The organism is Serratia sp. PL7 (genome assembly GCF_945957435.1).
Genome location: NZ_CAMFLB010000063.1, coordinates 1 through 6,734, shown reverse-complemented (window position 1 = coordinate 6,734; position 6,734 = coordinate 1). Strand labels below are relative to the sequence as shown.

At 54.3% G+C, this 6,734-nt stretch carries 9 protein-coding genes; all 9 read left to right on the top strand.

Annotated features, from left to right (window positions below; all coding sequences use genetic code 11):
* Window positions 1-41 precede the first annotated feature (41 nt).
* The 9 genes from N6G83_RS53770 (at window position 42) to N6G83_RS53730 (ending at window position 6,731) form a co-directional block, all read left to right on the top strand.
* A complete protein-coding gene (locus N6G83_RS53770; protein WP_211134563.1) occupies window positions 42-389 on the top strand; it encodes an HNH endonuclease in 348 nt (115 codons plus the stop codon).
* A 183-nt stretch (window positions 390-572) separates the two neighbouring features.
* A complete protein-coding gene (locus N6G83_RS53765; RefSeq protein ID WP_074028196.1) occupies window positions 573-1,067 on the top strand; it encodes a phage terminase small subunit P27 family in 495 nt (164 codons plus the stop codon).
* Window positions 1,064-2,797 carry a terminase large subunit gene (locus N6G83_RS53760; RefSeq protein WP_161714020.1) on the top strand — a complete coding sequence of 578 codons (1,734 nt, stop codon included), beginning with the start codon at window positions 1,064-1,066 and terminating at the stop codon, window positions 2,795-2,797. Before N6G83_RS53765 ends, N6G83_RS53760 begins: the two co-directional genes overlap by 4 nt.
* The gene (locus N6G83_RS53755; RefSeq protein WP_021805898.1) at window positions 2,794-2,955 is read left to right on the top strand and encodes a hypothetical protein; all 162 of its coding nucleotides are present in this window, start codon (window positions 2,794-2,796) and stop codon (window positions 2,953-2,955) included. The genes N6G83_RS53760 and N6G83_RS53755 overlap by 4 nt, the downstream gene beginning before the upstream one ends.
* Window positions 2,945-4,165, top strand: a complete 1,221-nt coding sequence (locus tag N6G83_RS53750; protein WP_211134564.1) for a phage portal protein — start codon at window positions 2,945-2,947, stop codon at window positions 4,163-4,165. The genes N6G83_RS53755 and N6G83_RS53750 overlap by 11 nt, the downstream gene beginning before the upstream one ends.
* A complete protein-coding gene (locus N6G83_RS53745; RefSeq protein WP_211134565.1) occupies window positions 4,158-4,757 on the top strand; it encodes an HK97 family phage prohead protease in 600 nt (199 codons plus the stop codon). The genes N6G83_RS53750 and N6G83_RS53745 overlap by 8 nt, the downstream gene beginning before the upstream one ends.
* A gap of 9 nt (window positions 4,758-4,766) precedes the next feature.
* Window positions 4,767-5,981, top strand: coding sequence for a phage major capsid protein (locus tag N6G83_RS53740; RefSeq protein ID WP_260524395.1), 1,215 nt, complete (start codon window positions 4,767-4,769; stop codon window positions 5,979-5,981).
* An 84-nt stretch (window positions 5,982-6,065) separates the two neighbouring features.
* Window positions 6,066-6,383, top strand: a complete 318-nt coding sequence (locus N6G83_RS53735) for a head-tail connector protein (RefSeq protein WP_074028200.1) — start codon at window positions 6,066-6,068, stop codon at window positions 6,381-6,383.
* 9 nt (window positions 6,384-6,392) lie between these two features.
* Window positions 6,393-6,731, top strand: a complete 339-nt coding sequence (locus tag N6G83_RS53730) for a phage head closure protein (protein ID WP_059199687.1) — start codon at window positions 6,393-6,395, stop codon at window positions 6,729-6,731.
* Window positions 6,732-6,734 lie beyond the last annotated feature (3 nt).

Below are 6,734 nucleotides of genomic sequence, written 5' to 3'. Positions count from 1 at the left end.
AGCCTCGGCATAGTCCGGGGCTTTTCTATTTGAGGTACCCCATGCCACCCAGGATACCCAGGGCATGCCGCAAGCACGGTTGCCGCCATACCACCACCGACCGCTCAGGCTACTGTACCGAGCACAAGAACACAGGCTGGGAGATACACCAACAGGGCAAAAGCAGGCACCAGCGCGGCTATGGTAACGACTGGACTATTCGCCGCGCCCGCATCCTCAAGCGTGACAACCACATCTGCAAGGAATGTTTACGGGGGGGGCGAGCGGCACCGGCTACAACCGTCGATCACATCGTACCCAAGGCTCATGGGGGTACCGATGAGGATACGAACCTGGAAAGCCTGTGCTGGCCTTGTCACCGCAGCAAGACGGCAATGGAGAGGCTGTGATGAGCTGCTATACCGATTGATACCACCCGGAAATGATTGTATGTTGAATTATTTCATATCAAATGATATCAATTCTCATCACCGGGAGGGGGGGATCAAATCTCTGCAACCTTTCGCCCAAAGTACCGCCGCTATGGTCATTTTTTTATACCCGCGAAAAATCAAATTTAATCTGGAGTGATTATGGCTGGAGCTGCAGGCCGTTCCGGGCGGCGCCCGAAGCCGACTGCACGCAAAGAATTGGCAGGCAATCCCGGTAAACGCGCTCTCAATAAAGATGAACCCGTATTTACCCCACTTAAAGGGGTTGCCCCACCGGAATGGTTTGAGGAAGAAGGGCTAAATCTAGCCTCAGTTATGTGGCAAATGACCACAAAGGAATTATGTGGGCAGGGAATTCTGTGCGTTACAGATTTGGCGGTGCTTGAGCGCTGGTGTGTTGCGTATGAGTTCTGGCGGCGGGCGGTAAAAAAAATTGCCGAGCAGGGCAATACCATTCTTGGTGCGACTGGCGGAAGGGTGAAAAACCCTGAGCTGACTGCCAAAAAAGAACAGCAGTCTGAAATGGACAGCACCGGTGCGATGCTTGGCCTAGACCCCAGCAGTCGCCAACGCTTAATTGGCCTGGCCGGGCAAAAGAAGTCCTCAAACCCTTTCATTAAGTTGATCACGTCATGACGAGAAAATCATACCCCAACGTTAATGCGGCCAATCAATATGCGCGGGATGTGGTGCGCGGCAAAATAGTGGCCTGCCAGTTTGTTATCAGCGCCTGTCAGCGTCATCTTGATGATCTGGCCGAAGAGAAAGGGCGGAAATTTCGGTACCGCTTCGATCGTGACCTGGCCGAGCAGGCTGCGCGCTTTATCCAACTGCTACCACACACCAAGGGCGAATGGGCCTATAAGCGCATGCCGATCACCCTGGAGCCGTGGCAATTGTTTATCGTCTGCGCTGTCTTTGGCTGGGTACACAAGGGTACTAAGCTGCGTCGGTTTCGTGAGGTTTACACGGAGATCCCGCGTAAAAATGGTAAATCAGCTATCTCTGCCGGTGTGGCGCTTTATGGCTTCACTTGTGATGGGGAGTTTGGCGCAGAGGTATATTCCGGCGCGACCACAGAAAAACAGGCGTGGGAGGTATTTCGCCCCGCGCGTTTGATGTGTAAGCGCACCCCGATGCTGATGGAGGCGTTCGGGATCGAGGTCAACGCTTCGAATCTGAACAGGCCAGAGGATGGCGCCCGTTTTGAGCCCCTGATCGGCAACCCGGGTGACGGTTCCTCACCCAGCATGGCTGTGGTAGATGAGTATCACGAACACCCTACCGATTCTCTGTATACCACCATGCTTACCGGTATGGGCGCCCGGCGACAACCCTTGATGTGGGCGATCACCACGGCAGGTTACAACATTGAAGGCCCGTGCTACGACAAGCGCCGAGAAGTTATAGAGATGCTCAACAGCACCGTCCCGAACGATGAGTTGTTCGGCATCATTTATACCATTGATGAGGGCGATGACTGGACGCAGCCTGCTTCACTGGAAAAAGCCAATCCCAATATGGGGGTATCTGTCTATCGGGATTTCTTGCTCAGCCAACAACAACGGGCAATCAATAACGCCAGGCATGCCGGTACCTTCAAAACCAAACACCTCAATGTTTGGGTGGCTGCAAAGAATGCCTACTACAACCTGGTCAGTTTAAAGCGTTGCGAAGATACCACGCTGACGCTGGAAAAGTTTGAGGGGCAACCCTGCATTCTGGCTTTTGACTTGGCCCGCAAGCTAGACATGAACAGCATGGCCCGCATATTTACCCGAGATATTGACGGTAAGCGACATTACTACAGCGTCGCACCGCGCTTTTGGGTGCCATATGACGCTGTTTACAGTGTAGAAAGAAGTGAGGATCGCCGTACTGCTGAGCGATTCAAGGCGTGGGTAGAAATGGGGCTGCTAACGGTTACCGAGGGGGCGGAGATCGATTACCGCTACATTCTGGAGGAAGCCAAAGCGGCGAACCGCTTAAATCCGGTTGAAGAGTCACCGATTGACCCCTATGGCGCAACCGGTATCTCGCACGAACTGGCGGATGAGAATATGTCGCCAATTACGATAGTCCAGAACTACACCAATATGTCAGATCCCATGAAAGAGCTTGAAGCAGCCATTGAATCCGGGCGCTTTCATCATGATGGAAACCCGATCATGCTTTGGTGTATCAGCAACGTGATCGGCAAATATCTGCCGGGTAATGACGATGTAGTGAGGCCAATAAAAGAACAGGCAAGCAGCAAGATAGATGGTGCGGTGACAGTGATTATGGGCATTGGCCGCGCAATGCTGAATGAACCTGGTGATTTCCTTTCCACTCTCGATCCAGACGAAGAACTACTGACCCTATGAAATCACTCATTATCGACCTTTGCGGGTTGGCCGGCTTCGGCTTGCTCGTCGCAGGGCTTTACCTGCAATACGGCACCGCGATCGCGCTAATGGCTGGTGGCGGTTCAATGCTGGCGTTTGCGCTGGCGGCGGCCAGGAGGAATAAACGTGCTATTTGATGCCCTTTTCCGTAGCGAATCGCTGGAAAATCCCGCCACTCCGATCACTGGCGACAGTCTTGATATGGGTTTTCGTGCGGGTGATGTTTTTGTCAGCCCCGAAACATCCATGAGGTTGGCGGCGGTTTATGCCTGTATCTATGTACTGTCCTCAACCCTGGCACAGATGCCGGTGCATGTGATGCGCAAAACCGGCGACAAAGTGTTACAGGGCCGGGATCATCCGCTCTTTTACCTGGTGCACGACGAGCCGAACGAGTGGCAGACCAGCTATAAGTGGCGGGAACTGAAAGAGCGCCATGTGTTGGGCTGGGGCAACGGGTACACAAAGATCGTTCGATCTCGCCGGGGTGAAGTCACCGCGCTGGAAGCCTGTATGCCATGGCAAACCACGTTGCTCAATACCGGTGGCCGCTACACCTACGGGGTATATAACGAAGAGGGCAGCTTTTCCATTAACCCTCACGACATGATCCACATCCGGGCGCTGGGCAATAACCAGAAAATGGGGCTGAGTCCCATATTGCAGCATGCTGAAACGATCGGCATGGGGATGAGTGGGCAGCAATACACCAGTAACTTTTTTGGCGGCAATGCTCGCCCTGCGGGGATTGTCTCAGTAAAAGGAGATCTAAATAAAGACTCTTGGGCTCGGTTAAAGGAGATGTGGCAAAAGGCTACGCTAGCACTGCGCGGCCAGGAAAACAAAACCATGCTGCTTCCTGCTGATTTGGATTATCACGCGCTGACCGTTTCGCCTGTTGATGCCCAACTCATCGACCTGATGAAGCTTAACCGGTCGCAGATTGCCGGGATCTTCAATATTCCGGCGCACATGATCAACGACCTGGAGAAAGCAACGTTCTCTAACATCACCCAGCAATCCATCCAGTTTGTTCGCCATACGGTCATGCCGTGGATCGTGAACTGGGAGCAGGAGCTAAACCGCCGCCTGTTCACCACCGCCGAGCGGGCGGCCGGGTACTACATCCGGTTTAACCTGGCTGGTTTGTTACGCGGTACCCCGCAAGAGCGCGCACAGTTCTACCACTTTGCTATTACAGACGGGTGGATGAGCCGAAACGAGGCCCGCGCCTTCGAAGATATGAACCCGGTTGACGGCCTGGATGAAATGCTGGTCAGCGTCAATGCGGCCAATCCTGCCAAAGACATTACAGACCCAGACAAAGAGGAAAAACCCAATGAGTGACAGAGAAACACGCTGTTACGGCGGGGAGGTGCGCGCCCAGCAGGAAGAAAACCAGCCCACGCACATTATCGGCTACGGCTCGGTATTCGATAGCCGCTCAGAAGTGCTCTGGGGCTTTCGCGAAATCATCAAACCTGGTGCTTTCGATGATGTGCTCAAAGATGACGTTCGCGGCCTGTTTAACCACGATCCCAACTTCATCTTGGGTCGCAGTTCGGCGGGTACCTTGTCGTTATCCGTGGATGATCGGGGGCTGCAATACAACATTGTGGCGCCGGAAACCCAGACCATTCGCGATCTGGTGATCAGCCCTATGCAGCGCGGCGATATCAATCAATCCTCCTTCTCCTTCCGCGTCGCTCGGGATGGTGAAGACTGGTATCAGGATGAACAAGGGGTGGTGATCAGAGAGATTACCAAGGTTTCGCGCCTGTTCGACGTAAGCCCGGTGACCTATCCCGCCTATCAGGAGGCTGATTCAGCCGTCCGATCCATGAAAGCCTGGCAGGAAGCGCGTGACAGTGGCGCGTTGCAGAAAGCCATTAACCAACGAATGGCGCGCGAGCGCCTGCTGACTTTACTAAATGTGTAAGGAATAACCATGAAATTGCACGAACTGAAGCAAAAACGTAACACCATCGCCACCGATATGCGCGCTCTCAACGACAAGATCGGGGATACCGCCTGGACGGAGGAGCAGCGTACCGAATGGAACAAGGCCAAGGATGAACTGACCAAGATCGATGAGCAAATCACCCGAGAGGAGGAATTGCGCGCACTGGATCAGACCTTTGTTGATGATAACCAGAATGAACAGCGCCAGCAGTTGAACAAAGACAACCCTGAGCACAAACAGCACGAAATCCGCGCTGCTGCGTTCGATAAGTTCCTGCGCCAGGGCTTTGCCGAGCTGAGTGCCGAAGAGCGCGCCGCTGTACGTGAGCTGCGCGCCCAGGGTACTACGCCAGATGAAAAGGGCGGTTACACCGTGCCTACCCAGATGTTGGCTAAAATCGTTGATGCCATGAAGGCCTACGGCGGTATTGCTAGCGTGGCGCAAATCCTGAACTCATCCAACGGTCAGGACATCACCTGGTCAACGTCTGACGGCGCGGCGGAAGAAGGTGAACTGCTGGGCGAAAACACCGCCGCATCTGAGCAAGATGTTGAATTCGGTACCGCGATCCTCGGGGCCAAGAAGCTCAGCTCCAAAATCATCCGTGTTTCTAACGAACTGCTGCAGGATAGCGGGGTTGATATCGAGGCGTATCTGGCAGGCCGCATCGCCCAGCGTATCGGGCGCGGTGAGGCCAAATACATCGTTAAAGGTACCGGCGCAGGCACACCAGTGCAGCCTAAAGGGCTTGAGGTATCCGTAACCGGTACTGTGGCCGCCAAGGCGGTAACGCTCGATTGGACGGACATTAACGCTCTGAAGCACAGCATTGATCCTGCCTACCGCAACGGGCCTAAATTCCGTCTGGCATTTAACGATTCCACGCTGAAAACGCTCACCGAGCTGGTGGACGGCAATAAGCGCCCGCTGTGGTTGCCGGATATTGTCGGTGTTGCGCCTGCGTCGGTGCTGGGCATGCAGTACGTTATCGATCAGGCGATCGACAGCATGGCAACGGGTAAAAAGTTTGTTTACTGCGGGGACTTCGACCGCTTCATTCTGCGCCGTATTACTTATATGACGCTGAAACGCCTGGTTGAGCGTTTTGCCGAGTACGATCAGACCGCGTTCCTGGCCTTCCATCGTTTCGATTGTGTGCTGGAAGATGCATCAGCGATCAAGGCGCTGACCGGGAAATAATCATTATTCCGGCGTATCCCTGCACCGCTTCGGCGGTTTTTTTATGCCTGCAATCTGGCAACGGGCTGCAGGTAAGGAGCATTGATGAAGCCAAGCATCAAGCAATTGCGCCTGCAATGTCGTCTTGATGACGATGATGATTCAGACGATGAGCTGTTAACGCTTTATGCGGGCGCGGCCCGGCGCAAGGCTGAAAACTATACCAATCGGACGCTTTATGATGACTCAGTTCCCGAGGGGCAGAGTGAAGGGCTGTTGGTCAGTGATGACATTATGCTAGCCATCATGCTGGCGGTCGGTCACTGGTACGAAAATCGGGAAGATACCGCCGACGTACAGAAAGTCAGTATTCCGCTCGGGTTTAAGGCTCTGCTGGAGCCCTACCGATTTATTCCGCTGTAAGGGGGCGCTATGCAAGCAGGCCGACTGCGCCACCGCGTCACCATTCAGAACTTTGTCCCGGTGGAACTCGCTTCCGGACAGGAGCTGGAGGAGTGGCGCGACGGCAAGACTGTTTATGCAGAGGTGAAGGCGATCAGCGGGCGCGAGCTGGTGGCATCCGGCGCAGAGAAGGCAGAAGCCACTATCCGCGTTTGGATGCGTCACCGCACCGATGTTACCGCCGCCTCCCGGCTTTTGTGTCTGAATGGCCCGTTTAAAGGGGCTGTATTGGAGATTACTGGCCCACCGATCCCCGATCCCAAAGGTACCCGGCTGGAAATTCTCTGTAAAAGTGGGGTGAAACCATGATCA

What these genes read in the sequence shown, in the direction of transcription:
- N6G83_RS53755 (WP_021805898.1), top strand. Translation starts at nt 2,794, where the DNA reads ATGAAATCACTCATTATCGACCTTTGCGGGTTGGCCGGCTTCGGCTTG.
- N6G83_RS53770 (WP_211134563.1), top strand. Translation starts at nt 42, where the DNA reads ATGCCACCCAGGATACCCAGGGCATGCCGCAAGCACGGTTGCCGCCAT.
- N6G83_RS53745 (WP_211134565.1), top strand. Translation starts at nt 4,158, where the DNA reads ATGAGTGACAGAGAAACACGCTGTTACGGCGGGGAGGTGCGCGCCCAG.
- N6G83_RS53730 (WP_059199687.1), top strand. Translation starts at nt 6,393, where the DNA reads ATGCAAGCAGGCCGACTGCGCCACCGCGTCACCATTCAGAACTTTGTC.
- N6G83_RS53735 (WP_074028200.1), top strand. Translation starts at nt 6,066, where the DNA reads ATGAAGCCAAGCATCAAGCAATTGCGCCTGCAATGTCGTCTTGATGAC.
- N6G83_RS53765 (WP_074028196.1), top strand. Translation starts at nt 573, where the DNA reads ATGGCTGGAGCTGCAGGCCGTTCCGGGCGGCGCCCGAAGCCGACTGCA.
- N6G83_RS53740 (WP_260524395.1), top strand. Translation starts at nt 4,767, where the DNA reads ATGAAATTGCACGAACTGAAGCAAAAACGTAACACCATCGCCACCGAT.
- N6G83_RS53760 (WP_161714020.1), top strand. Translation starts at nt 1,064, where the DNA reads ATGACGAGAAAATCATACCCCAACGTTAATGCGGCCAATCAATATGCG.